We start from the raw sequence: 25,326 nt of genomic DNA, 5'->3' as shown, positions 1-25,326 counted from the left end.
CAATAAGAGCGAGCTCTTACTCTTCGTCCAGCTCGATGTTGATACCCAGAGAGCGGATTTCCTTCAGCAATACGTTGAAGGATTCGGGCATGCCCGGCTCCATACGGTGGTCGCCATCCACGATGTTCTTATACATCTTGGTACGGCCATTCACATCGTCAGACTTGACGGTCAGCATTTCCTGCAGGGTATATGCCGCACCGTAAGCCTCCAGGGCCCACACTTCCATCTCACCGAAACGCTGACCACCGAACTGAGCCTTACCACCCAGCGGCTGCTGGGTAACCAGGCTGTAAGAACCGGTAGAACGCGCGTGCATCTTGTCGTCGACCAAGTGGTTCAGCTTGAGCATGTACATGTAACCAACGGTTACTTTACGCTCGAAGCGGTTACCGGTACGGCCATCGAACAGATCAATCTGACCGGACTCCGGCAGATCGGCCAGCTTCAGCAGGGCTTTGATTTCGCGCTCTTTGGCACCATCAAACACTGGAGTAGCAACCGGCAGACCCTTACGCAGGTTACCCACCAGGGTACGTACGTCGTCGTCAGACAGTTCGGCGATGTTCACTTGCTGGGTGTCCTTCTCGCCCAGGTCATAGACCTGTTGCAGGAAGTTGCGCATCTCGTGCAGCTCGCGCTGCTCTTTGACCATGCGATCGATCTTCTCGCCGATACCCTTGGCCGCAAGACCCAGGTGCACTTCGAGGATCTGACCGATGTTCATACGGGATGGTACGCCCAACGGGTTCAGTACGATGTCGACCGGACGGCCGAACTCGTCATGAGGCATATCCTCGACCGGACAGATCTTGGAGATAACACCCTTGTTACCGTGACGGCCCGCCATCTTGTCACCCGGCTGGATGCGACGCTTGACTGCCAGATAAACCTTGACGATTTTCAGTACGCCCGGCGCCAGATCATCACCCTGGATAATCTTGCGACGCTTGTTCTCGAATTTCTTGTCGAACTCGGCTTTCAGCTCAACGTGCTGTTCAGCGATCTGTTCCAGTTCGGTCTGCTTGCCTTCGTCTTCGATGGCCAGTTCAAACCACTTGGAGCGATCGAGCTTGTTCAGACGATCTTCGCTGTAACCGGCGGCCAGCAGCAGGTTGCGGGAGCGGCCGAAAATGCCGTCTTCCAGGATCTTGAACTCTTCGGTCAAGTCCTTCTTCGCTTCCTTCAGCTGCATCTCTTCGATTTCTTTGGCGCGCTTGTCTTTTTCCACGCCATCGCGGGTAAAGACTTGCACGTCAACCACGGTACCGTACACACCGTTCGGTACACGCAGGGAGGAGTCCTTCACATCGGACGCCTTCTCACCGAAGATGGCGCGCAGCAGCTTCTCTTCCGGCGTCAGCTGGGTTTCACCTTTCGGGGTTACCTTACCGACCAGAATGTCGCCGCCCTTCACTTCGGCACCCACGTAGACGATACCGGACTCGTCCAGCTTGGACAGAGCGGCTTCACCCACGTTCGGGATGTCAGCAGTGATCTCTTCCGGACCCAGCTTGGTGTCACGGGAGATACAGGCCAGTTCCTGGATATGGATGGTGGTCAGGCGATCTTCCTGAACAACACGCTCGTTCACCAGGATCGAGTCTTCGAAGTTGTAACCGTTCCACGGCATGAACGCGACGCGCATGTTCTGACCCAGAGCCAGTTCACCCAGATCGGTGGACGGGCCGTCAGCCAGTACGTCGCCAGCCATGACCGGCTCACCCAACATCACGCAAGGACGCTGGTTGATACAGGTGTTCTGGTTGGAACGGGTGTACTTGGTCAGGTTGTAGATGTCGATACCGGCTTCGCCTGGCATCAGCTCATCTTCATTGACCTTCAGGACGATACGGGAGGCATCGACATAGTCGATTACGCCGCCACGCTTGGCTACTACGGTTACACCGGAGTCAACGGCCACAGCGCGTTCCATACCGGTACCTACCAGCGGCTTGTCAGCACGCAGAGTCGGTACAGCCTGACGTTGCATGTTTGAACCCATCAATGCGCGGTTCGCGTCATCGTGTTCCAGGAACGGGATCAGAGCCGCTGCCACAGATACGATCTGCTGCGGGCTCACGTCCATATACTGGATCTGGTCGGCGTTCATAAAGGTGGATTCACCTTTGTGACGGCACGGGATCAATTCATCTTTCAGACGGCCATCTTCGGTGGTCGCGGCGTTAGCCTGTGCGATCACGTACTTGCCTTCTTCAATAGCAGACAGGTAGTCCACTTCGTCGGTGATCACACCGTCAATGACCTTACGGTACGGGGTCTCGAGGAAACCGTACTCGTTGGTACGAGAGTACACGGACAGAGAGTTGATCAGACCGATGTTCGGACCTTCAGGAGTCTCGATAGGGCACAGACGACCGTAGTGAGTCGGGTGTACGTCTCGGACTTCAAAGCCGGCACGCTCACGAGTCAAACCGCCCGGGCCCAGCGCGGAGATACGACGCTTGTGGGTCACTTCGGAGAGCGGGTTGTTCTGGTCCATAAACTGGGACAGCTGGCTGGAACCAAAGAACTCTTTGACTGCGGCGGAGATCGGCTTGGCGTTGATCAGATCCTGCGGCATCAGGGTGTCCAGGTCGCCCAAGGAGAGACGCTCCTTGACCGCACGCTCGACACGCACCAGACCGACGCGGAACTGGTTTTCAGCCATTTCACCGACAGAACGGATACGACGGTTACCCAAGTGGTCGATATCGTCCACTTCGTCGTTACCGTTACGGATGTCGATCAGGCGCTTCATCACATCGACGATGTCGTCTTTGGTCAGTACACCTGCGCCAGTCTCGTCTTCACGACCCAGACGGCGGTTGAACTTCATCCGACCTACGGTAGACAGGTCGTAACGCTCGGCGGAGAAGAACAGGTTTTCGAACAGCTGTTCTGCAGCTTCGCGAGTAGGCGGCTCGCCCGGACGCATCATGCGATAGATCTCGACCAGCGCTTCCAAACGGTTGGAGCTGGAGTCGACACGCAGGGTCTCGGACATGTAAGCACCGTGATCCAGTTCGTTGGTGAACAGAACCTCGAAATGCTTGAAGCCGGCTTGGGACAGGTTGGCGATCGCTTCCAGGCTCAGTGCCTGGTTGGCGGTCACGACCATCTCGCCAGTTTGCGGATGTGCGTAGTCCTTGGCAGCAACTTTGCCAACAACATACTCAACCGGTACCTCAATCTGGGTAACGGCGTCTTTTTCCAACTGACGGATGTGACGCGCAGTCACACGACGACCGGTCTCAACCACCACGGCGCCATTGGCCACGATGTCAAAGGTCGCAGTTTCACCACGCAGACGCTCCGGCACCAGATCCATCATCAACTTGCCATCTTTTACTTCAAAACCGATGGTCTCGAAGAAGGTGGCCAGGATTTGTTCGGAAGTGAAGTCCAGGGCGCGCAGAATAATGGATGCTGGCAGTTTGCGACGACGGTCGATACGGACAAACAGGTTGTCTTTCGCATCGAACTCGAAGTCCAGCCAGGAGCCACGGTAGGGGATAACGCGAGCGTTATACAGTACCTTACCGGATGAATGAGTTTTGCCTTTATCGTGGTCGAAGAAGACGCCCGGGCTGCGGTGCAGCTGGGAGACGATAACCCGCTCGGTACCATTGATAACAAAGGTGCCGTTCTCGGTCATGAGCGGAATTTCGCCCATGTATACTTCTTGTTCCTTGATGTCTTTGACGGTGCCGGCAGCTGCTTCACGGTCGTACAGAACCATACGAAGCTTGACACGCAGCGGCGCGGAGTAGGTCACTCCACGGATCTGGCATTCTTTTACGTCAAATACCGGCTCACCCAGGCGATAGCTGACATACTGAAGCTCAGCACTACCGGAGTAACTGGTGATCGGGAAAACGCTACGGAAAGCGGCCTCTAGGCCATATTCACCTTCCGGGTCAGCCTCGATGAACTGCTTGAAGGAGTCCAGCTGAATGGACAACAGATAAGGCGTGTCCAGTACCTGGTCTCGCTTACCGAAGTCCTTACGAATGCGTTTTTTTTCGGTATAAGAGTAAACCATAGGGTTCCTCAGCTCGCTGATAAGTGACCCACTCTGTCCCGCGGGACAGCTCTGTCTCAACACCGTTTTGTGTTGGCCCGGACGAAAGAAGACAGTCCGGATTGCTGGTGCACCGAGAGTCGTAAACGGTGTGAAATGCTCTCAGTCTACAGCGCAAAAAGGCTGGTGAACAAAAATTCACCAGCCCTAGCCTGTTTTATCAGGCTAATCTACATAAATGCAGATTATTTGATCTCAACAGAAGCACCGGCAGCTTCCAGCTCTTTCTTCAGAGCTTCAGCTTCGTCCTTGGACACGCCTTCCTTCAGGTTAGCCGGAGCAGCTTCTACCAGATCTTTGGCTTCTTTCAGGCCCAGACCGGTAGCGCCACGAACGGCTTTGATAACGGCAACTTTGTTGGCGCCAGCAGCAGTCAGAACTACGTCGAACTCGGTCTTCTCTTCTACTGCTTCAGCAGCAGCCGGGCCAGCCATTACGGCAGCAGCGGCAGAAACACCGAACTTCTCTTCCATAGCTTCGATCAGCTCAACAACTTCCATTACGGACATGGAAGCAACGGCTTCGATGATTTGGTCTTTAGTGATAGACATGACAAAAATTCCTGATGTTGAATAAACTCAAACAGCCTAAATAGGCGAGAATCAAGCAGCAGCTTGTTTCTGGTCGCGAACAGCAGCGATAGTACGAACCAGCTTGCCAGCAGAGGCTTCTTTCATAGTCGCCATCAACTTCGCAATTGCTTCTTCGTAAGTCGGCAGCGTGGCCAGACGATCAATTTGTGCTGCGGCGATAAACTCACCGTTAAAAGCGCCAGCCTTGATTTCGAACTTTTGGTTCGCTTTGGCAAACTCTTTGAACAGACGAGCAGCTGCGCCCGGGTGTTCGTTAGAGAAAGCAATCAAGGTAGGACCGGTAAATGCGTCGTTCAGGCACTCGTATTCGGTACCTTCTACCGCGCGACGCAGCAGGGTGTTACGCACAACGCGCATGTACACACCGGCTTCACGAGCGGTTTTACGCAGGACGGTCATCTTGTCTACAGTTACACCGCGAGAATCGGCAACAACTGCAGAAAGAGCGCCTTTGGCAGCTTCGTTGACTTCAGCAACAATTGCCTTTTTGTCTTCGAGTCCCAATGCCATTGGCTTAACTCCTGGATTGAATCCGGGTCTATTGACCCAGTACTGACACATCCCCCCTACCTTCACAACAGAGGGGAACGATGCGGTAGCAGGATTCCAGAAGAGAAAGAATCTTTCTCGCTGGGTTTCCGGCACCGTCTACGCAGGAAACATTAAGGCTTTGCAGCCTCCTGCGGTCTTGGACGGAGGTCGAAACCCCCAACCAATCAAGGCGCAAAATTATAGATTAAATTTTGCGCCTTGTAAAACCCATCAATTAGGCCTGAGCTTCCAGAGAAGCTTGGTCTACGGCAACACCGGCACCCATGGTGGTGGAGATGCTGACTTTCTTGATGAATTGACCTTTGGCGGAAGAGGGCTTGCCTTTTTTCAGGGCAACCAGCAGAGCTTCCAAGTTTTCTTTCAGCTGAACTTCGTTGAAAGAAACCTTACCCAGAGTGGTATGGATGATACCATTCTTGTCGTTACGGTAACGAACCTGACCAGCCTTGGCGTTCTTGACTGCTTCGGCAACGTTAGGAGTTACAGTACCAACTTTCGGGTTCGGCATCAGGCCGCGCGGGCCCAGGATTTGACCCAGTTGACCAACAACGCGCATGGCATCCGGGGATGCGATAACTACGTCGAAGTTCATCTCGCCTTTCTTAACCAGATCGGCCAGGTCATCCATACCTACCAGGTCAGCACCGGCAGCTTTAGCTGCTTCGGCGTTTGCACCTTGAGTAAATACGGCAACGCGTACATCACGACCGGTACCGTGCGGCAGTACAGTAGCACCACGTACGTTCTGGTCAGATTTACGAGCGTCGATACCCAGGTTGACAGCAACGTCAACGCTTTCAACGAACTTGGCGGTAGCCAGTTCTTTCAGCAGGGCAATGGCTTCGTTGATGGAGTACTCTTTGGTACCGTCAACTTTTTCGCGAATAACGCGCATACGCTTGGAAAGTTTAGCCATTGTCTTAATCCTCCACTACCAGACCCATGGAACGAGCGGAGCCTGCGATGCAACGTACTTTTGCATCCAGATCGGCACCAGTCATATCCGGCTCTTTGGTCTTGGCGATTTCTTGCAGCTGAGCAACGGTCACCTTACCAACCTTGTCTTTGTTCGGCTTGGAAGAACCAGACTTGATGCCAGCAGCTTTCTTCAGCAGGAAGGAAGCAGGCGGAGTCTTGGTTTCGAAGGTGAAGGAACGGTCGCTGTAAACGGTGATCACGACCGGAGTCGGTGAACCTTTTTCCAGCTTCTCTGTACGAGCGTTGAACGCCTTACAGAATTCCATGATGTTAACACCGTGTTGACCCAGTGCAGGACCAACGGGAGGAGACGGGTTGGCTGCACCAGCAGCAACCTGCAGCTTGATATAAGCTGTGACTTTCTTAGCCATTAGGAAAATACCTCAAAAATGGGTTCTAGCGCCTCGGAGACTTGCTCCTGCAAACGGCTCCCCAACTAATAAAGGGGCAGCGAATTATAGAGATATTCGCTGCCCCTGACAACCGTTAAACGTACAGAATTCAATCAGCCTTTTTCGACCTGACCAAAATCCAGTTCAACAGGAGTAGAACGACCGAAGATCAGTACAGAGACCTTCACGCGGCTCTTCTCATAATCGACCTCTTCAACGGTACCGTTGAAGTCTGCAAACGGACCATCAGCAACCCGCACCATTTCACCCGGTTCAAACAGGGTTTTCGGACGCGGCTTGTCGTGGGCATCCTGCAGACGGTTCAAGATGGCATCGGCCTCTTTGTCGGAGATCGGTGCCGGACGGTCGGAAGTACCGCCGATGAAGCCCATGACACGCGGTACGTTACGCACCAGGTGCCATGTGGTTTCATCCATGATCATCTGGACCAGGACATAACCCGGGAAAAACTTGCGCTCACTCTTGCGCTTCTGGCCAGCACGCATCTCGACCACTTCTTCGGTCGGGACCAGTACTTCACCGAACATGTCTTCCATGCCATGCATCTTGATATGTTCACGCAGGGACTTGGCTACACGGCCTTCATAGCCGGAAAAAGCCTGCACGACATACCATCTCATACGTTGTTCACGTTGTTCAGTCATGGCTTATCCTTACACACCGGTAATCAGGTTGACCAACCAGACCAAGGCACCGTCCAGAACGAACAGCAGCAGCCCCATCACGGCGGTCACCGCCAGCACAATCAGGGTTGTCTGAATGGCTTCCTGACGGGTCGGCCATACGACCTTGCGGACTTCCAGGCGAGACTCACGGGCGAATGCCAGTGTTGCCTTTCCCTTGGTGGTTTGCAGGGCTACTGCACCAGCAGCAGCAATGACAACGACCACACCCAGGGCGCGGACGGCAGCGACAACATCGTTGAGCAGGTAATTACCCACTACAGCGGCCGCCAGGATAATGAAAACCAGGCCCCAAAGCAGGGTATCCTTGCTTCCGCCCTGGCTCTCAGAACTAACACTCATACAACCCACCTGTATCTGACGTAACCAAAGACACAAAAGCCCCGTACGAGACGAGGTATATGGCAGGGGCGGCAGGACTCGAACCCGCAACCATCGGTTTTGGAGACCGCTGTTCTACCAATTCGAACTACGCCCCTACACAAGAAAGCCCCTATTATAGGGGCTTTGCTTTATTTATGTAAGCCAAAGATTAAGCGATTACGCTGGCTACAACACCGGCACCTACGGTACGGCCACCTTCACGGATAGCGAAACGCAGGCCGTCGTCCATCGCGATCGGGGCAATCAGGGTAACAACCATTTTGATGTTGTCGCCCGGCATTACCATCTCTACGCCTTCCGGCAGTTCGATGGTACCGGTCACGTCGGTAGTACGGAAGTAGAACTGCGGACGGTAGCCTTTGAAGAACGGGGTATGACGACCACCTTCTTCTTTGGACAGTACGTACACTTCAGATTCGAACTTGGTGTGCGGCTTGATAGAACCCGGCTTGGCCAGTACCTGACCACGCTCTACGTCTTCACGCTTAACACCACGCAGCAGCGCGCCGATGTTCTCGCCTGCACGACCTTCGTCCAGCAGCTTACGGAACATTTCAACACCGGTACAGGTGGTAGAAACGGTATCTTTGATACCAACGATTTCTACGGTCTCACCTACTTTAACGATACCGCGCTCTACACGACCGGTAACTACGGTACCACGGCCAGCGATAGAGAATACGTCTTCGATAGGCATCAGGAACGGCTGGTCAATCGCGCGCTCCGGCTCCGGGATGTAGGTATCCAGGTGGCCAGCCAGCTCGATGATCTTCTCTTCCCACTGAGCGTCGCCTTCCAGCGCTTTCAGTGCAGAACCACGAACTACCGGCAGGTCATCACCCGGGAAGTCGTACTCGGTCAGCAGTTCACGAACTTCCATTTCAACCAGTTCGAGCAGCTCTTCGTCATCAACCATGTCACACTTGTTCATGAACACGATCATGTACGGGATACCAACCTGACGACCCAGCAGGATGTGCTCACGAGTCTGCGGCATCGGGCCGTCAGTCGCAGCTACTACCAGGATCGCGCCGTCCATCTGGGCAGCACCGGTGATCATGTTTTTAACGTAGTCGGCGTGACCCGGGCAATCTACGTGAGCGTAGTGACGGGTAGCGGTGTCGTATTCTACGTGGGAGGTGTTGATGGTGATACCACGCTCACGCTCTTCCGGTGCCTTGTCGATCTGGTCGAAGGCGAAAGCTTTACCACCGAAGTGCTTGGCCAGCACGTTGGTGATAGCTGCAGTCAGGGTGGTTTTACCGTGGTCAACGTGGCCGATGGTACCCACGTTAACGTGCGGTTTATTACGCTCAAATTTTTCTTTAGACATGATCGTCCCTCTAAACTAACGCTGAGTACGCGGTGGCAAGCTAACCACAGAACAGTTTATATGATGGATTTGAATCTGGTGGGAAAGAGAGAGGTACTGATGGCTGGTTCGCTTGCCGAGCTCACCCTAGGGTGCGGCTCTGCTAACGCCTGAGCCATATCAGCATCTTGGAGCGGGCAGCGGGAATCGAACCCGCATCATCAGCTTGGAAGGCTGAGGTAATAGCCATTATACGATGCCCGCATTTCTCTAACCCAAAGAACTCAAACCGCAGAGAAATATGGTGGAGGGAGAAGGATTCGAACCTTCGAAGGCAGAGCCGTCAGATTTACAGTCTGATCCCTTTGGCCGCTCGGGAACCCCTCCAGACGCCAGATTGTCACAACGGTAATTCTGCTTGCACCCGTTGTGTTTATCGCTTTTGCACGGCAAATAGACGACAGACAGTCAAGCGTCGCGCATTTTATTGTAAGGTTTTGGGGGATGCAACCATTGAACCCGGCAAAATATGCTTTATTGCTGGGAAGTTTGCAAAAAAGCGGGGGCAAACAAGCCAATCCTGCTGCGTCCCTTGTCGCTCCCCCACCCTTGGTGTATGGTCGCCGTGCCCAAGAAACAGTGATGACACCATGACGACAGAGCATAACCCCTATCTGCAATTCACCCGCGAACAATGGGCGTTATTGCGCGATTCGGTCCCCCTGACCCTGACCGAACACGATCTGCAGACCCTGCGCGGGATCAACGAGAAGGTGTCATTGCGGGAAGTGGAAGAGATCTATCTGCCTCTCTCCCGCCTGCTCAATCTCTATGTCAAAGCCAAACAGCGCCGCAGCCGGGTGCTGGAGCAGTTCCTCGGCCAGTCCCGCGGCAAGGGCACTTATATCATCAGCATTGCCGGCAGCGTGGCGGGGGGCAAAAGCACCACGGCCCGTATTCTGCAGGCCCTACTAGAGCGCTGGCCGGAACACCCGCGGGTAGAACTGGTCACCACCGACGGCTTCCTCTATCCCAACAAGGTACTGGAAGAGCGCGGCCTGATGCGCCGCAAGGGGTTCCCGGAATCCTACGACATCCGCCATCTGGTGGAGTTTGTCGCCAACATCCGCGCCGGTCACGAGAAGGTCGAAGCGCCGGTTTACTCCCACCTTATCTACGACATCATTCCCGATGAGAAGAAGGTGGTGGAGCAGCCGGACATCCTGATCCTGGAAGGGCTCAATGTGCTGCAAAGCGGCATGGATTACCCTCAGGAGCCCCATCGGGTCTTCGTGTCGGACTTCGTCGACTTTTCCATCTATGTGGATGCCGATGCCGAACTGCTGCGTACCTGGTATATCGAACGCTTCCTGAAATTCCGCAGCGGCGCCTTCTCGGATCCCGACTCCTACTTCCATAACTACGCCAAGCTGGCGGAGAGTGAGGCGACCCAGATCGCCAGCAACATCTGGCAAGATATCAACTATCTGAATTTGCAAGAGAATATCCTGCCAACACGTGAGCGTGCCAACCTGATCATGACCAAGGGCCATGAGCACGCCATCGAGCAGATCAAGCTGCGCAAATGATGACGGCGGTTGCCGGATAACGAAGAGGGGGCCCGCGGGCCCCCTCTTCTGTTTTGTATCATGAGCGGCCTTGCTGACCCTCAGTCGCCCCGGCGCAGGGAGAGTTCGCCGCCCAGATAGAATTTGATCCCTTCAGCTGTCTCCAGTCGCAGGGCGCCGCGATCGTCGATACCACGAGCGATGCCACGGATCTCCTGATCCCCCATCAGCAGGCGCACCGGGCGACCGGCAAAGTGATCGAGCCGGTTCCATTCATCAACAAAGCTTGCCAGCCCCTGCTGCTCAAAGGTGTGCAGCGCCCGCTGCAAATGGACGATCATCCGGGCTGCCAGCTGATTGCGATCCACCAGTTCCGGATTGATGTGGCGCAGCTCGGCCCAGGCCTGATCGATCTTCTCCCCTTCGCGGGCAGGCATCGCCAGATTGAGACCGATGCCGATCACCAGATGGCAGCTGGCGCCGGCGCTACCGCTCATCTCCACCAGTATCCCCGCCAGTTTGCGGCCCTGATAGTAGAGGTCGTTCGGCCACTTGAGCTCGACCCCCTGATAACCAAGGGACTCCAGCGCTTCAACCACTGCCACGCCGACCGCCAGACTCAGCCCCATGGCCGCCGCCATGCCTTGTTCCAGCCGCCAGTACATGCTGAGGATCAGCTGGCAACCAAACGGCGAAATCCAGGGTTTGCCACGACGACCGCGCCCGGCTGTCTGACACTCGGCCAGACAGCTCTCGCCAGAGCGCAGCTCATTGACCCGATCAAGCAGGTGTTGGTTGGTCGAGCCAATGACCGGAAAACAGTGCACCGGCGCCATCGGGGCCAGTGCCTGCAAGGTAGCCTGATCATAGAGCGCCATCGGCACCGCCAGCCGGTAGCCCTTACCGGTCAGGCTAAAGAGATCCAGCCCCAGCTCCTTGAGCGCCGCCATGTGTTTGCTTACCGCAGCCCGGCTGATGCCGAGCTGCTCACCCAGCTGTTCGCCGGAGTGAAACTGGCCGTCGCTAAGCAGAGTGATCAGGGTCTGTCTGATGGGAGTCAACGTCATGAGAGCACCTCGTCGAGCCAGGTTTCACCGTGCGCCCCCATAAAACGCACCTCATGCTCCAGCACCACGCCGAACGTCTGCTCCACGCTGTCACGGACATGAGCCGCCAGCGCGATCAGCTCCATGGCACTGGCGCCCCCCAGATTGACCAGCACCAGCGCCTGCTCCTGATGAACAGCGGCGCGGCCGATGGCGAAACCTTTCAGACCGCACTGATCGATGAGCCAGCCCGCAGCCAGCTTGGCCTGCCCTTCTCCGGCCGGATAGCAGGGCATCTGCGGATAGCGCACCTTGAGATTCTCCGCCAGCGCGGCAGGCACCACCGGATTCTTGAAGAAACTGCCCGCATTGCCGAGCACGGCGGGATCCGGCAACTTGGCCATGCGGGTGGCACAGACGGTATCGAAGATGGCCTGCGCCGAAGGCGCGTCACCGAGCGCCGCCAGTGGGCCATAGCCCAACACAGGTTGCCACGCCTTGGGCAGTTTGAGCCCGACGGCGGTGATCAGGTGGGAATCCTGATACTCGTGTTTGAAGATGCTGTCGCGATAACCGAAGCGGCACTCTGCCGCCGCGATCCGTTCAATCTCGCCACTCTGCCAGTTGAACGCCTCGACATAGGCGCAGAAGTCGGCCAGCTCAACGCCATACGCACCGATGTTCTGCACCGGCGCTGCACCGACCGTACCGGGAATGAGCGCCAGATTCTCCAGCCCGAACCAGCCCTGTTGCAAGGTATGACGCACCAGCTGATGCCAATCTTCACCCGCCGCCACATGGAGCAACCAGTGATCGCCACCATCTTCAGCGGTAATCCCCTTGAGCCGGTTGAGCACCACCAGGCCGAGAAAATCGGTGGTGAAGAGCATGTTGCTGCCGCCGCCCAGATTGAGGCGTGGCAACTGGTTGAGCTGTGGATCGGCACGCAGGGTCGCCAGATCGGCAATCTGCTCCACCTCGGCCAGCCAGAGGCAGTACGCATCGAGGGCAAGGGTGTTGAGCTTCAACAAGGAGGCGTTGGCATTCAGTTTCATCGGTCTATCCCGGCTTGGTGCAAGGGCGCAGTCTACCTCAAGTTACCCCATCACGAAAAACCCGAGCCCTTTTCGGGGGAATAGCAGTGGTTTAGAGTAGGCGACTTCAACTGCTGAGGAACAACTCATGAACAACCAGTTTGCCGTCATCGGCCTGGGCCTGTTTGGCAGCGCGCTGTGCGAAGAGCTGCAACGGCAAGATGCCGAAGTACTGGCCATCGATATCGACGAGAGCAAGACCCGGCAAATCGCCGCCCTCTGCAATCACGTTATCGTGGCGGATGCCACCGATGAGGCTACCGTGGCCGAGCTGGGTCTGGCCAATTTCGATATCGTCTTCGTTGCCATCGGTGACAACCTGGAGACCAGCATCCTCACCACCCTCGTCTTGAAAGAGGCGGGCGTGAAGAAGGTGTGGGTCAAGGCGCGCGACAAGTTCCACGCCAAGATCCTGCAGAAAGTGGGCGCCGACAAGGTGATCAACCCGGAGTGGGACATGGGCCGCCGGGTCGCCCAGAGCATGCTGGACAACCGGCTGTTCGACTATCTGGAGCTGGGCCACGACATGGTGCTGACCGAGTTCGTGATCGGCCTGCAACAGAACGGCCGGGAACTAGGCGACTTCCACCTGCTGCAACAGAGCGATTTCCAGCTGCTCGCCATCAAGCGTGGTGATGTGCTGCACAACGTGCTGACCGGCAAGATGGAGCTGCAACTGGGCGACATCCTGATCCTGGCGGGCAACAAGCACGCCATCGACCACTGGCTCGAAACCCTATGATCAACTGGCGCAGCAGCTACGCCTTCGCCCTCCATCGGGAGCAGGACTCTCGCTGGAGCGAAGCCCGGCTGATCCTCGGCAGCTTTCTGATCATTCTGCTGATTGGCACCATCTTTCTGGTGCAACCCTCCAGCCACAATGGCGAGGTTACCTTCGTCAACGCCCTGTTTACCGCCACCTCGGCCATCAGCGTGACAGGTCTTGGCGTGGTGGATACCGGCACTGCCTTCACCCTGCAGGGGCAGATTTTCCTGTTGATGCTGATGGAGATCGGCGGTCTGGGCCAGATGACCATGACCCTGCTGCTGATCGCCATCTTCAGCAAGCGGGTCGGTCTGCGCCAGCAGGTGCTGGCCAAGGAGGCGCTGGGACAGGAAGGCTCGGTCAACATCATCCAGCTGGTCAAACGGATCGTCCTATTCGCCTTTATCGCCCAACTGATCGGTACCGGCATCATGGCGATCCGCTGGGTGCCCGAGATGGGGTGGGTGCACGGCCTCTATGTCAGCTTCTTCCACGCGGTCTCGGCCTTCAACAACGCCGGGTTTTCGCTGTTTGCCAACAACCTGATGGACTATAGGGACGACCCCATCATCAGCCTGACCATCGCCGGTCTGCTGATCCTCGGGGGGATCGGCTTTACCGTCATCGTCGATCTGGTGCGCAACCGCCGCTGGCGAAAGCTGAAGCTGCACAGCAAGTTGATGCTGCTGATGACCTCGGCGCTGCTGCTGGCCGGTACCCTGATGTTCTGGCTGCTGGAACACAACAACCCGGGCACCCTCGGCAAGGCAGGTATCGGTGGCCAGCTGCTGGCGGCCTTTTTCCAATCTGCCAGTGCCCGTACCGCCGGTTTCAATACCATAGATATCGGGCTGATGACCCCGGCGGCGTTGCTGTTCCTGATGATGCTGATGTTTATCGGTGCCGGTGCAACCTCCACCGGTGGCGGTATCAAAGTCACCACTTTCGCGGTTGTGCTGCTGGCGACCAAGGCGTTTCTGACCAAACGACCCCATGTCACCGCTTTTGGCCGCACCTTGTCGCCCCAGATCGTGACCCGATCGCTGGCCATCATCATCGTCAGTACCATGGTGCTGATGCTGGCGATGTTCCTGCTGATGGTGACCGAGGATCTGCCGTTCGACAAAATCATGTTCGAGACCATCTCGGCATTTGCCACCGTCGGCCTCTCCACCGGCATCACCGCCTCCCTGAGCGAGCCGGGCAAGCTGATCCTGGTGCTTGTGATGATCTGCGGCCGTCTCGGCCCCCTCACCCTGGCCTTTATGCTGGCCCGCCCGGTCGAGACCCGCATCCGTTATCCGGAAGAGAACGTCTACACCGGCTGACCGGTTATGAACACGGGGCAGCCACTGGCTGCCCCGTTTTTTATTCGGCTTGTTGTTGCGACTTGAGCCAGCGCCCCGGGCTCACCCCCAGCTCACGCTCGAATGCCCGACCAAAGGCAACACTGCTGCTATACCCCACCCCCAGCGCCACCTGCACCATGGGCTCCCCCGCCAGCAGTTGCTGGCAGGCGCGCGCCATGCGCCAGTGGGTCAGATAACCAAGCGGCGCTTGACCAACCCGCTCCTGAAACCTCGCGGCAAAGCGGGCCCGCGACATGCCGGCCTCCTGCGCCAGCGTGGCCACCGTCCAGGGTTCATCCCCACGCTGATGCATCACCGAGATCGCCTTGGCCAACTGGGGATCGGAAATACCTGCCAGCATCCCCTGCTGACACACCCCTTGCTCGACCAGATGACGCAGCAGCAGGATCAACAGTACCTCCAGCAAGCGGGAGATCAGCGGATCCTGCCCGTAGCGGGGGTGAAACGCCTCATCAAACAACTGGTTCAGCACCGACGTCAGGGCAGGCAACTCCCTTAGCGGCAGCACCAGCGAGCCCGGTAATGCCAGTTGCAACGGCGATGCGCCCCCCTTGCCGAATGCGACATTGGCGCACACCAAATCACAACCCCCCAGCGTTCTGGGTTCAAGCTTGTGGGGACGTCCCCGAGGGAACAGGATCAGGGTCGGCTCCTCGAGCAGCACGCTGGCTCCCCCCTCTTCACGCAGCATGACGGCACCGCTGCGCAGCAGATGAAGATGTCCACCACTCGGGTAATCATCACTGGAGGAGTTCTGGCACAGATTGCCGGCGAAGAAGATCTTGGCTTCGGGGGAGGCATGAACCAACAGGGCAGAGAGCGGATCCATATTTGAGACGAATAGTATTTATTTGCAGACGATGAGTGATAAACCGTATCACGAATAACGGCACACTGTCTCCCGTACCTTCACTACCACAGGAGAAGATCATGAGCCGTATCCAACCCGTATCCCAACCGCAACCCGCAGCCGCCCAGACCCTGGCCACCCTGCACCGCAATCTGGGTATGGTGCCCAACCTCTACGCCACCCTGGCCCACTCGCCAGCCCTGCTCAATGGTTTCCTGGCCTTTGCCGAGGCGCTTGGCAAGGGGCGTCTCACTGCCCCACAACGGGAGTTGCTGGCACTGGCCATAGGTCAAGCCAACGCCTGCCAATACTGTTTGTCTGCCCACACACTGCTCGCGGGCAAGGCCGGATTCTCGGCCCAGGAGATCCGGGCTGCCCGACTCGGCCAGGCCTCGGCTCCCCTTGATCACGCCCTGCTGCAACTGGCAACAGCGCTGGTCAGTCAGCGCGGGGTGATCAGTGACGAGCAGCTTGCTAGCGCCCGTGCCTCAGGCGTAGATGATGAGCTGCTGCTGGAGGTGCTCGGCCAGGTGGTGGTCAATACCCTGACCAACTATGGCAACCACCTGGCGGCGACCGAGATCGACTTCCCGCCTGTCACTCTGACCCCTTAAACAAGGAGCCCCCATGCAGCAACATGACAAAGGCTTTCTGGTCGCTCTGGCGGGCGTGGTATTGACCCTGCTCTGGATCGGCGTCTTCAAGTTTACCCCGACAGAGGCAGCCGCCATCAAACCACTGGTAGCCAGCCACCCCTTGATGAGCTGGCTCTATGGCCCCCTGTCGGAACAGAACGTATCGAACCTGATCGGGGTGGTCGAGATAGTGATCGCCATCGGACTGGTCGTGGGTCTATGGCAACCTCGCATCGGTTACTGGTGCAGCATGGGGGCTATCGTCACCTTCCTGGCGACGCTGAGCTTCCTGCTGACCCTGACAGGTGTCTGGAAGATGGTTGACGGCGTGCCAGTCACCGAGTTCTTCCTGTTCAAGGATCTGGTGTTTCTCGGTGTGGTTCTGCACTACCAGCACAGGATCCGTGCCAGCTTGTCCGCTCAGGCAGCCTGACAACAATGCCTTTGGCGCCCAGGATGGGCGCCTTTTTTCGTTATGCAGCACTGGTCTGGCGCTTGCTGGTCGTCTTGCGCGGTCGGGGCCCGCTAGTCGTGCTGGCCGCCGGACTCTTGCGCCTGGTAAAACGCCGCTTGCCGGCACCCGGCGCCTCCTTGGGCAGGGCGCTGAAGCTGGCGCCGGAGTCCTGCCGCGCCCCTTCAATCAGGCCGTTGAGCTGATCTGTGAGCGGCCCCATAAACTGCTGGTAGCTGCCGTGGCGCTCGGCGATCTGGCCGAGGCTCTGCTCCCACAGCGCCGTCATATCCGGCGTGGTGGCAGTAGCAGGCAGCGCCTGCACCAGCGCGCGCCCGGTCGGGGTCGCCTTGATGCTCTTGCCCTGACGCACCAGAAAGCGGCGCTTGAACAGCAGGTCGATAATGCCTGCTCGGGTCGCTTCGGTGCCGAGACCATCGGTGTCGCGCAGGGTCTTGCGGATCTCGGGATCCTGCACATAGCGGGCGATGCCGGTCATTGCCGCCAGCAGAGTGGCATCGGTGAACGACTTGGGCGGCTGGGTCATCTTCTCCTGCAGTTCGCCCCGCTCGCAGAACAGTTGTTCGCCCTCCTTCAGCGCGGGTAGCGTGCCCGCCTTCTCTTCGTCGTCATCCTCCTCCACCCCGAGCAGCGCCTTCCAGCCCGCTTTTAGAATGCGCCGTGCCTTGGCCTGAAACAGACCACCGGCGATGCGCAGCAGCACCTTGCTGTCGTTGTATTCGAACAGGGGATAGAACTGCAGCAGATACTGGCGGGCAATCAGGCCATAGAGCTTCGCCTCGTCGGCCCCCAGCGTGGCGGGGTTGCCCTGCTTCTCGGTGGGGATGATGGCGTGGTGGGCATCCACCTTGCTGTCGTTCCACGCCTTGCTGCGGATCTTGCCGTCTGCCTCGCTCACCGCCTTGGCCAGTGCAGGCGCTGTAGCGGCGATGGCACCGCGCACCTGCTCGGCCCGCTTGAAGTGGTCGGTCGGCAGATAGCGGCTGTCGGAGCGCGGATAGGTGATGAGCTTGTGACGCTCGTAGAGGCTTTGGCAGATGTCGAGCACCCGCTTGGCATCCATGCCGAAGCGCTTGGCGGCATCGATCTGCAGACTGGAGAGGTTATAGGGCAGCGGCGCCGCCTGCTTGCGGGCCTGCTCCTCCACCGATTCGACCTGAGCGGGCTGGCCGTTGATCCGGTTCACCACCTTGTCGGCCAGCGCCCGATTGAGCACCCGCCCCTCCTCATCCTGCCACGGCAGGCAGGCTTCCGATGGCAGCCACTTGGCGGTGAAGCGCTCGTTGCTATCGGTCAGCAGATGGGCCAGCACCTCGTAGAAGGGTTTAGGCACGAAGGCCTCGATCTCGAGATCCCGCCGCACCACCAGCCCCAGCAGCGGGGTCTGCACCCGACCGACCGAGAGCAGCTCGCTACAACCGGCCTTGCGGCCGAGCAGGGTATAGGCGCGGGTCATGTTGATGCCGTAGAGCCAGTCGGCCCGACTGCGGGCCAGCGCCGAGACCGCCAGCGGTACGAACTCCTTGTTGTCCCTCAGTTTGTCGAGGGCGCGGCGCACCGCAGGCGGGTTGAGATCGCTGATGAGGCAGCGCTGCACCGGCTTGGTCTTCGGGTAGCCGAGAAAGTCGATCACCTCGTCCACCAGCAACTGCCCTTCCCGGTCCGGGTCACCGGCGTTGACCACGCAGTCGGCCTGCTTGATCAGCCGCTTGATGACGGTGAGCTGGGTTTTGGTCTTGGGCTTGGCCACCAGCTGCCACTGGGCGGGGATGATGGGGAGATGCTCCATCCGCCACTGCTTGAAGGCGGCGTCATAGGCATCGGGCTCGGCCTGCTCCAGCAGATGGCCGATGCACCAGGTGACCACATCCCCCTGGGCTGTTTCGATAAAACCGTCGCCCTTCTTGTGGGGCTTGGGCAGGGCATCGGCAATGGCGCGGCCCAGCGTGGGCTTCTCGGCGATAAAGAGTCGCATCGGTGGCTACCTGCAATACTGTATATGCAGACAGTATACAACTGCCACCGCGAAAGCCCAACTGCCCCTATTCGTCGAACGGGTGATCGTGGATGGCGGCAAACAGCCGCGCCTGATTGAGCAGCGGCGCATAGTGGAAGGCATTTTCGCCATCTTCCGCCAGCAGGTAGTCGGTCAGCTGTTCGCGCACCGCTTCTTGCAGGATCTCCAGCTTCCACGGCTTGGCAAGGTAGTAGTGCAACCCGCCACGATTGACCGCCTCAACGGTGGCCTCCAGCCCCGCTTGTCCGGTCAGCAGCAATTTGCGGCTGGCACGGGTGGAGGCTCGCCGGTTCAGCTCCACCAGAAAATCGACCCCCAGGGTTCCCGGCATGATGTGGTCACAGAGGATCAGCGCCAGCTTGTTGCCGTCGTGCTCCCACTCCTCCACCACCGCTCGCGCCTCATCGACGCTCTCGGCCGCCTCCAGCTCGAAGTGGGAACGGAATGGGGCGAGATCATGGATCACCGCATCCAGCACCTCACGCTCATCGTCCACACACAGGATCAGATAGTGTTTGTTCATTGCTCCTCCTTGGCGACATGGTTTGGCACGCCGCGCGATTGATGCTGGCGACGGCTCAGGCCGCATGCTCCTTGTTGTGATGAGGTTCGCCCCCGTAACCGGCCTGCCCCATGCCATCCAGCGGCAGACAGACCCGCATCCGGGTGTAACGGCCCGGCTCGGAGGCCACCTCAATCCGGCCGTGGTGCTGCTGAACTATCTGCAGCGAAACGCTCAGACCAATCCCGAGGCCGAAATGGCCCTCCCGCTTGGTGGTGAAGTTGAGATCGAAGATCCGCTGCCACAGCTCGGGCTCGATGCCGCAACCGCTATCCTCTATCTCCACCATGACCCACTCGGGATCCAGCAATCCGGTACGGATGGTGAGTCGCCCCGGGCCGCTCATGGCATCCAGACTGTTGGCGATCAGGTTGGTCCACACCTGTTGCAGGGCGATGGGGTGACAGCGCACCAGCGGCAGCGGCTGGTACTCCTTGCAGAGCTCATGATGCTTGAGGCGGTTTTCGAAAATCATCAGGGTATCTTCCAGCCCCTCGTGCAGGTCCACCAGCGAGGGCTCGGCCCGATCCTGCCGGGCATACTGCTTGAGGCTCTTGACCAGATCGCCGATGCGGCGGGCGCACACCTCGATATTGCGCAGGAAGCTGCCGGTCTGCTGGAACAGCTCCAGCCGGGAGAGCAGCGCCTCCCGCTCAGCGGCGGTACGGCTGGCAAACCAGCGCTGCCAGTTCAGCTCGTCATCCAGATTCATCTGCACCGCCAGCCGCGCCTGCTGGCGATCACCAAAGCGCCCCTCAGCCTGCCGGGTCTTGTCACGGATCTCGCTGGTCGAGACCGGCTGTGAGGAGAGCGCCTGACAGAGGGTCTGGTTGCCCAGCCCCTTGATGGTTGCTGGCAGCTCGAGATTGACCAGATCGGGGATGGCGGCCCGCAGGGTCTCGCTGCCACGGATAATGGCCGCCACCGGGTTGTTCAGCTCGTGGGCGACACCGGCCACCAGTTGACCCAGCATCGCCATTTTTTCGCTCTCCACCAGCTGGGCGTGAGCGGCATCGAGTGAGTTGAGGGTCTGTTGCAGCCGCATCTCGGTGCGGATGCTGTTTTGCAGACGGCGGTTGAAGTGGCGCAGCAGCAGGTTGGTAAAGGAGGGGAGCAGTTCGCTGCGCGCCTGCATCACCCGGGAGAATTGCAGCTTGTCGAGCTTGATCACCTCGGCACCGGTCAGGGTCACGCCGGTGGTGAAGGCGGGTTCGCCGGTGACGAAGGACATGCCCCCCACCAGCGAGCCGGTACGGTAGTGCACCACCTCCTGATCGATCCCCTGCTCGTCCCGCTTGCGCAGCACCACCTCCCCCTTGGCGATAAACCAGAGGAAGCTGTTGGGCTCCCCCTCGCGGGTCAGCACATGGCCCGGACTGTAGTGGCGGCAGACCCGCTCCTCATCATTACCCTCGAAAAACTGATATAAGCCGTCGATCACCACCCGCGACAACTCTTCATCGCTGCAGTGGGTGTAATCCATAAAGCCTTGCCGATAGGCAGCCAACTGGCGATCGACGTGGACTCGCAGCAGCTTCTGGTTGTCGAGCACGGCGGCATAGCTCAGCAGATCAGCCTCGGGACGCTGCAATACAAAGTGGCTCGCCTGCTCGATCACCGCCCGGCGCAGGCTGCCATCGCGCCAGGGGCGTTGCAGGTAGTAGTCGAGACGACCGAGATTGACCGCCTCGATGATCGATTTCATCTCCGGCTGGCTGCCCAGCAGGATCTTGCGGCACGCCTCGTGACGACTGCCGAGGCGGATCAGAAAATCAGCCCCTCGCCCATCCCCCAGCTCGCTGTCACACACCACCACGGCGGGTGGCTGCCCCTTTCGATCCAGCTCGTCCAAGGCCAGCTCCGCCGACCCCTGACCGACCACCACCACCAACGCGAAATGGCCGAGCAGCGGAGCCAACTCCTGTTCGAATTCGGCCAGCAGTTGCACGTTGGCGGCGACACACAGCAGTGAGAAAGGGCTCATCAGCGACACTCCGTTGAGGCTCACTGCTCACTATATCAGCGAATCTTGTGGGGTTTTGCGAGGGGGCTAACAGCTGTCGCGGAAAGTGCACAAATAGATAAAACAGAAAACAGCTGAATTTAATTCGATAAATGTGCCAATAATAAAACAAAAGACAAAATGTGACAACAATCAAAAATATAAACCATGATGGAGGTCAACGCCTTATCCCTATCATTACTACTACTATTGGACTAGTACTATGTAGGTAATTATTGACCGTAGGAAAACGCCGCCATGATTGGAAAACTGATAAGAAAAACCTGGTTCTGGCTCCTGCTGCTCGGGGCCCTGCTGGGTGTCGCGGCACTGGGTGTCACCGTGACCGTGCTGCACAAGACCAGCTCCACCGAATTCTGCGTCTCCTGCCACTCCATGCAGACTCCGCTCGCCGAGTATCAGGGCAGTGTCCACTTCCAGAACACCAAGGGGATCCGCGCCGAGTGCGCCGACTGCCACATCCCGGGCGACCCCACCTCCTATCTGTGGACCAAGATCCGCGCCGTGAAGGATATCTATCACGAGGCGATCGGCACGCTCGACACCCCGGAAAAGTATGAAGCCCACAAGCTGCGGATGGCTCAGTCCGTGTGGGACGAGCTGAAAGCCAACGACTCCGCCACCTGCCGCAGCTGCCACAGCTACGAGGCGATGGACATTCTGGCCCAACGCCCCAATGCCCGTGCCGAGCACCCGGTCGCCATCAAGGAGGGCCAGACCTGTATCGACTGCCACCGTGGTGTCGCCCACATCATGCCTGACATGAGCGGCCTGGCTGCCGCCGGTGCCAGCGAGCTGGCGCAGGCTGCGGCCCAGACTCCGGCCAATGTCACCACCCGCTACGCCATCGCCACCACCCCGCTGTTCCTCGATGCTGCAGCCAAGACCGACGAAGGTACCCTGATGCCATCCACCAAGGTGGAAGTGCTGGCCAACGAAAACGGCCGCGCCAAGGTGCAGATCGAAGGCTGGCAACAGGATGGTGTGAGCGAAGTATTCTACGCCGCACCGGGCAAACGGATCCTCAGCGTACTGGTCGGCGATGCCGCCAAGAAAGCGCTGGTCACCGGCCAGAGCGAAACCGACAGCGCCACCAACCTCACCTGGCATCAGGTCAAGCTGACCGCCTGGGTCGACCAGAGCCAGCTCATCGGCGATCAGGGCAAGCTGTGGCAATACGCCTCCACCCTGATGTCCAACAACTGTACCGGCTGCCACGGCCTCACCGCGCTGGATCACTTCAATGCCAACCAGTGGATCGGCGTCATCAAGGGGATGGAATCTCGTACCTCCCTGACCCCGGAACAGGCTCGCATGTTGACCCAGTATGTCCAGAAACACGCCAGTGACATGAGCGCGGCCCACTAAGGCTGGCACAGAGGATAACCGTTATGACTTTTTTCAATGACAAGAAGACCAATCTGTCCCGCCGCAACCTGCTCAAGGGGCTCGGCGCCTGCGCAGCCCTGCCCCTGCTCGGCGGCATTTTTCCCAAGAGTGCGCTGGCACAAGCCATCAGCACCGCATTGAGTCAGTTCCCGACTCTGGTGCCCGCCCAGAAGGGCATTCTGACCGGCGCCCACTGGGGTGCTTTCGAGGCGATCGTCGAAGATGGTCGCATGGTGCGCGTCCAGCCGGTAGCCGATGATCCGGCGCCGAACGATCTTATCGACATGGCGCCGTTCCAGGTGCACGCCAAGAACCGCATCAAATACCCCATGGTACGCAAGAGCTGGCTGGAGCATGGCCCGGGCGCCAAACCCGAGCTGCGCGGTGCCGACGAGTGGGTGCGAGTGAGCTGGGACAAGGCGATCGAACTGGTGGCCGGTGAAATCCAGCGGGTTCAGAGTGACTTCGGCCCGCAGGCTATCCACGCCGGTTCCTATGGCTGGAAAAGCGTCGGCATGTTCCACAACAGCCGCACCCTGCTGCACCGCCTGATGAACCTCTCCGGCGGTTTCACCGGTTATGCCGGTGACTACTCCACCGGTGCGGCTCAGGTGATCATGTCCCATGTGATGGGCTCCATCGAGGTGTACGAGCAGCAGACCGCCTGGCCCAACGTGGTGGAGAACGCCGAACTGGTGGTGCTGTGGGGGGTCAACGCTCAAGTAACTCTGAAGAACAGCTGGAACATGCCGGATCACGAAGGTCAGGCCGGCTTCATGGAGCTGAAAGAGAAGGGCACCCGCGTCATCAGCATCGATCCCATCTACAACGAGACCGCCAAGCTGGTCGGCGCCGAGTGGATTGCGCCGAACGCCTACACCGACGTAGCCATGATGCTGGGTGTGGCCCACACCCTCTACAGCGAGAAGAAGCACGATCAGGCTTTCCTCGATCGCTACACCGTCGGCTTCGACAAGTTCCTGAACTACCTGCTCGGCAAGGATGACGGCCAACCGAAGAGCGCCGAGTGGGCGAGCAGCGTCTGCGGCGTCGATGCCAAGGTGATCCGCCAGCTGGCCCTCGACATGGCCGCCAAGCGCACCATGATCATGGCCGGTTGGGGCATGCAGCGTCAGCAGCACGGCGAACAGCCGAACTGGATGCTGGTCACGCTGGCCTCCATGCTGGGCCAGATCGGCCTGCCGGGCGGCGGCTACGGCTTCAGCTACCACTACTCCTCCGGTGGCAGCCCCACCGCCAAGGGCGGCATTCTGGCGGGTATCTCCGCCGGCAACGCACCGAAGAACAGCCCGGCACCGATCCCGGTGGCCCGCATTGCCGACTGTCTCGCCAACCCGGGCAAGACCATCGACTTCAACGGCCGCAAGGTGACCTATCCGGACATCAAGCTGGTCTACGTGGCGGGCGGCAACCCCTTCCACCACCATCAGGACACCAACAACCTGCTGCAGGCGTGGCGCAAGCCGCAGACCGTGATCGTTCACGAGCCTTACTGGACCGCTACCGCCAAGCACGCCGATATCGTGCTGCCGGTCACCACCAGCTACGAGCGCAACGATCTGGAGATGGGCGGCGACTACTCCCAGCGCTATGTGTTCCCGATGCACCAGTGCGTGCCGCCCCAGCACGAGTCCCGCAATGACTTCGACATATTCAGCGCCATCGCCGCCAAGCTGGGCGTGCAGGAGCAGTACACAGAAGGGAAGGACGAGATGCTGTGGCTCAAGCAGATGTACGACGGCATGGCAGCGCAGGCCCGCGGCGCCCGCGTGGCGCTGCCGCCGTTCAACATGTTCTGGGAATCCAACAACTACATCCGCTTCCCGATCCCCGAAGCGAACCGCCAGTGGATCCGTCACGCCGATTTTCGCGAGAACCCGCTGCTCAACCCGCTCGGCACCCCGTCCGGCAAGATCGAGATCTTCTCCAACACGGTGGCGGGGATGGGTTATGCCGACTGCGCCGGCCATCCCAAGTGGTATGAGCCCAAAGAGTGGGTGAAGAGCGAGGTGGCGGCGCGCTATCCGCTGTCGCTCAACACCTCCCACCCGACCCAGCGGCTGCACTCCCAGCTCGACAACACTCCACTGCGGGACAAGTTCGCCATCGCCGACCGCGAAGCGATCATGATCCATCCCGCCGATGCCAAGGCTCGCGGCATCGCCCAGGGGGATCTGGTGCGCGCCTTCAACGAGCGCGGCCAGATCCTGGTGGGCGCCCTGCTCTCCGAAGATGTGCGTCAGGGGGTGGTGCGGATCTGCGAAGGGGCCTGGTATGACCCGGCCAAGCCGGGCGAAGCGGGCAGCATCTGCAAGAACGGCAACGTCAACTGCCTCACCTTCGACGAAGGCTCATCCAGTCTGGCGCAAGGCAACTGCGGCCACATGGCCCAGCTGCAGATCGAGAAGTACACAGGCCCTGTGCTGGCCAACACCGCCCACGCGGTACCGGCCAATGGCTAAGGCGATTGCCACCCAATAAAAACGGCGCCATCAAGGCGCCGTTTCTTTATCT

The 25,326-nt window shown here is 58.8% G+C and carries 21 protein-coding genes and 3 tRNA genes; 7 read left to right on the top strand and 17 right to left on the bottom strand.

Annotated features, from left to right (window positions below):
* Positions 1 to 16: 16 nt before the first annotated feature.
* From rpoB to ACTG2S_RS03000, 11 genes are all read right to left on the bottom strand, one after another.
* Positions 17 to 4,045, bottom strand: coding sequence for a DNA-directed RNA polymerase subunit beta (rpoB, locus tag ACTG2S_RS03050; RefSeq protein WP_005339897.1), 4,029 nt, complete (start codon positions 4,043 to 4,045; stop codon positions 17 to 19).
* A 224-nt stretch (positions 4,046 to 4,269) separates the two neighbouring features.
* Entirely contained in the window at positions 4,270 to 4,635 is a 366-nt protein-coding gene (gene rplL / locus ACTG2S_RS03045; RefSeq protein WP_005306304.1) for a 50S ribosomal protein L7/L12, read from the bottom strand.
* 51 nt (positions 4,636 to 4,686) lie between these two features.
* Positions 4,687 to 5,187, bottom strand: a complete 501-nt coding sequence (gene rplJ, locus ACTG2S_RS03040; protein WP_005339895.1) for a 50S ribosomal protein L10 — start codon at positions 5,185 to 5,187, stop codon at positions 4,687 to 4,689.
* Between the two features lie 256 nt (positions 5,188 to 5,443).
* Entirely contained in the window at positions 5,444 to 6,145 is a 702-nt protein-coding gene (gene rplA / locus ACTG2S_RS03035; RefSeq protein WP_005339888.1) for a 50S ribosomal protein L1, read from the bottom strand.
* A gap of 4 nt (positions 6,146 to 6,149) precedes the next feature.
* The gene (gene rplK, locus ACTG2S_RS03030) at positions 6,150 to 6,578 is read right to left on the bottom strand and encodes a 50S ribosomal protein L11 (RefSeq protein WP_005339887.1); all 429 of its coding nucleotides are present in this window, start codon (positions 6,576 to 6,578) and stop codon (positions 6,150 to 6,152) included.
* A 134-nt stretch (positions 6,579 to 6,712) separates the two neighbouring features.
* On the bottom strand, positions 6,713 to 7,264 hold the full coding sequence (gene nusG / locus ACTG2S_RS03025) for a transcription termination/antitermination protein NusG (protein ID WP_005306318.1): 552 nt from the start codon (positions 7,262 to 7,264) through the stop codon (positions 6,713 to 6,715).
* Positions 7,265 to 7,273: 9 nt separating this feature from the next.
* Positions 7,274 to 7,645: a preprotein translocase subunit SecE gene (secE, locus tag ACTG2S_RS03020; RefSeq protein WP_005306322.1), complete on the bottom strand. Its 372-nt coding sequence runs from the start codon at positions 7,643 to 7,645 to the stop codon at positions 7,274 to 7,276.
* Positions 7,646 to 7,705: 60 nt separating this feature from the next.
* Positions 7,706 to 7,782, bottom strand: a tRNA-Trp gene (locus ACTG2S_RS03015).
* 53 nt (positions 7,783 to 7,835) lie between these two features.
* Entirely contained in the window at positions 7,836 to 9,020 is a 1,185-nt protein-coding gene (tuf, locus tag ACTG2S_RS03010) for an elongation factor Tu (protein WP_005339879.1), read from the bottom strand.
* Positions 9,021 to 9,188: 168 nt separating this feature from the next.
* Positions 9,189 to 9,263, bottom strand: a tRNA-Gly gene (locus tag ACTG2S_RS03005).
* A gap of 38 nt (positions 9,264 to 9,301) precedes the next feature.
* Positions 9,302 to 9,386 (bottom strand) — tRNA-Tyr (locus ACTG2S_RS03000).
* Between the two features lie 263 nt (positions 9,387 to 9,649).
* Between ACTG2S_RS03000 and coaA the strand changes: the two genes are divergently transcribed.
* Positions 9,650 to 10,588, top strand: a complete 939-nt coding sequence (coaA, locus tag ACTG2S_RS02995) for a type I pantothenate kinase (protein WP_005339877.1) — start codon at positions 9,650 to 9,652, stop codon at positions 10,586 to 10,588.
* 80 nt (positions 10,589 to 10,668) lie between these two features.
* On the opposite strand, the gene birA is transcribed toward coaA, so the two are convergent.
* The gene (birA, locus tag ACTG2S_RS02990) at positions 10,669 to 11,634 is read right to left on the bottom strand and encodes a bifunctional biotin--[acetyl-CoA-carboxylase] ligase/biotin operon repressor BirA (protein WP_100647047.1); all 966 of its coding nucleotides are present in this window, start codon (positions 11,632 to 11,634) and stop codon (positions 10,669 to 10,671) included.
* Positions 11,631 to 12,668: a UDP-N-acetylmuramate dehydrogenase gene (gene murB, locus ACTG2S_RS02985; protein WP_439981967.1), complete on the bottom strand. Its 1,038-nt coding sequence runs from the start codon at positions 12,666 to 12,668 to the stop codon at positions 11,631 to 11,633. The genes birA and murB overlap by 4 nt, the downstream gene beginning before the upstream one ends.
* A gap of 127 nt (positions 12,669 to 12,795) precedes the next feature.
* Between murB and ACTG2S_RS02980 the strand changes: the two genes are divergently transcribed.
* The gene (locus ACTG2S_RS02980) at positions 12,796 to 13,449 is read left to right on the top strand and encodes a potassium channel family protein (RefSeq protein ID WP_005339863.1); all 654 of its coding nucleotides are present in this window, start codon (positions 12,796 to 12,798) and stop codon (positions 13,447 to 13,449) included.
* Positions 13,446 to 14,801, top strand: coding sequence for a TrkH family potassium uptake protein (locus ACTG2S_RS02975; RefSeq protein ID WP_439981966.1), 1,356 nt, complete (start codon positions 13,446 to 13,448; stop codon positions 14,799 to 14,801). The genes ACTG2S_RS02980 and ACTG2S_RS02975 overlap by 4 nt, the downstream gene beginning before the upstream one ends.
* Before the next feature lie 40 nt (positions 14,802 to 14,841).
* Here ACTG2S_RS02975 and ACTG2S_RS02970 read toward each other — a convergent pair whose 3' ends face one another.
* Positions 14,842 to 15,672: a cupin domain-containing protein gene (locus tag ACTG2S_RS02970; RefSeq protein WP_439981964.1), complete on the bottom strand. Its 831-nt coding sequence runs from the start codon at positions 15,670 to 15,672 to the stop codon at positions 14,842 to 14,844.
* A 101-nt stretch (positions 15,673 to 15,773) separates the two neighbouring features.
* On the opposite strand from ACTG2S_RS02970, the gene ACTG2S_RS02965 reads away from it, so the two are divergent.
* Together ACTG2S_RS02965 and ACTG2S_RS02960 are read left to right on the top strand one after the other, a co-directional pair.
* Entirely contained in the window at positions 15,774 to 16,307 is a 534-nt protein-coding gene (locus tag ACTG2S_RS02965) for a carboxymuconolactone decarboxylase family protein (protein ID WP_439981963.1), read from the top strand.
* A gap of 13 nt (positions 16,308 to 16,320) precedes the next feature.
* A complete protein-coding gene (locus ACTG2S_RS02960) occupies positions 16,321 to 16,761 on the top strand; it encodes a DUF417 family protein (RefSeq protein WP_439981962.1) in 441 nt (146 codons plus the stop codon).
* A gap of 40 nt (positions 16,762 to 16,801) precedes the next feature.
* Here the strand turns inward: ACTG2S_RS02960 and ACTG2S_RS02955 are convergent, their stop codons facing one another.
* The 3 genes from ACTG2S_RS02955 to ACTG2S_RS02945 form a co-directional block, all read right to left on the bottom strand.
* The gene (locus ACTG2S_RS02955; protein ID WP_439981960.1) at positions 16,802 to 18,775 is read right to left on the bottom strand and encodes a DNA topoisomerase III; all 1,974 of its coding nucleotides are present in this window, start codon (positions 18,773 to 18,775) and stop codon (positions 16,802 to 16,804) included.
* A gap of 67 nt (positions 18,776 to 18,842) precedes the next feature.
* The gene (locus ACTG2S_RS02950) at positions 18,843 to 19,340 is read right to left on the bottom strand and encodes a response regulator (protein WP_047440341.1); all 498 of its coding nucleotides are present in this window, start codon (positions 19,338 to 19,340) and stop codon (positions 18,843 to 18,845) included.
* Between the two features lie 55 nt (positions 19,341 to 19,395).
* Positions 19,396 to 21,363, bottom strand: a complete 1,968-nt coding sequence (locus tag ACTG2S_RS02945; RefSeq protein WP_439981958.1) for an ATP-binding protein — start codon at positions 21,361 to 21,363, stop codon at positions 19,396 to 19,398.
* A gap of 276 nt (positions 21,364 to 21,639) precedes the next feature.
* On the opposite strand from ACTG2S_RS02945, the gene ACTG2S_RS02940 reads away from it, so the two are divergent.
* Together ACTG2S_RS02940 and torA are read left to right on the top strand one after the other, a co-directional pair.
* Positions 21,640 to 22,770 (top strand): NapC/NirT family cytochrome c, encoded by a 1,131-nt coding sequence (locus ACTG2S_RS02940; RefSeq protein WP_005339847.1) that lies wholly within the window; start codon positions 21,640 to 21,642, stop codon positions 22,768 to 22,770.
* 23 nt (positions 22,771 to 22,793) lie between these two features.
* Complete coding sequence (gene torA, locus ACTG2S_RS02935) at positions 22,794 to 25,274, top strand: trimethylamine-N-oxide reductase TorA (RefSeq protein ID WP_439981956.1); 2,481 nt, start codon at positions 22,794 to 22,796, stop codon at positions 25,272 to 25,274.
* Positions 25,275 to 25,326: the final 52 nt, after the last annotated feature.

It is taken from the genome of Aeromonas sp. 82P (assembly GCF_051919365.1).
Taxonomy (GTDB): Bacteria; Pseudomonadota; Gammaproteobacteria; order Enterobacterales; family Aeromonadaceae; genus Aeromonas; species Aeromonas veronii.
The sequence above is the reverse complement of the archived record's forward strand: the minus strand, read 5'-3'. Positions and strand labels throughout refer to the sequence as shown.